The sequence below is a fragment of the Alteromonas portus genome (assembly GCF_005117025.1).
In the GTDB taxonomy this organism is placed as follows: Bacteria; Pseudomonadota; Gammaproteobacteria; order Enterobacterales; family Alteromonadaceae; genus Alteromonas; species Alteromonas portus.
In genome coordinates this window covers 1-799 of record NZ_SWCO01000030.1, presented here as the reverse complement: position 1 = coordinate 799, position 799 = coordinate 1, and the positions used below count along the sequence as shown (strand labels likewise).

General features: G+C 53.1%; 2 rRNA genes. Both read right to left on the bottom strand.

The window, feature by feature from the left end:
• Positions 1–91: 91 nt before the first annotated feature.
• Positions 92–207, bottom strand: a 5S ribosomal RNA gene (gene rrf / locus E5672_RS19765).
• A 213-nt stretch (positions 208–420) separates the two neighbouring features.
• Positions 421–799, bottom strand: a 23S ribosomal RNA gene (locus E5672_RS19760); the annotation flags it as partial.

Here is a 799-nt window from a genome sequence, read left to right as displayed (position 1 = left end):
CGCGGTGCGCTGCGAGGTCGTGGGAGGAGTTCATCGTATCCAAAATAAAAAAAGGGCCACCCGTTTGGGTGGCCCTTTCTTTTATTTAGAAGCCTGACGATGACCTACTCTCACATGGGGAAACCCCACACTACCATCGGCGATGTTGCGTTTCACTTCTGAGTTCGGCAAGGGATCAGGTGGTTCCACAACTCTATGGTCGTCAGGCAAACTGGCTTGGGTTGGTGTTGGTCTTACGGGCTGTGCCCTGCGCTACCGTTTGATTGTCTGTCTGCCTTCGCTGTACTCAGCGATAACAATCAACCCAAATAAGTCGGCGAAACATTCTGTAGTAATACACCGCAAGTCGATCTCTTGCGAGTAGCTTGCGCGTCTCTCGGACGCGTTCACAATCCGATCGTTAGTAACCATCTCTGTTGTATGGTCAAGCCGCACGGGCAATTAGTACTGGTTAGCTCAACGCCTCACAACGCTTCCACACCCAGCCTATCAACGTGGTAGTCTTCCACGGCCCTTTAGGAGACTCGAAGTCTCAGGGAGATCTCATCTTGAAGGAGGCTTCCCGCTTAGATGCTTTCAGCGGTTATCCCGTCCGAACATAGCTACCCGGCAATGCCACTGGCGTGACAACCGGAACACCAGAGGTTCGTTCACTCCGGTCCTCTCGTACTAGGAGCAACTCTTCTCAAATCTCCAACGCCCACGGCAGATAGGGACCGAACTGTCTCACGACGTTCTAAACCCAGCTCGCGTACCACTTTAAATGGCGAACAGCCATACCCTTGGGACCGGCTTCAGC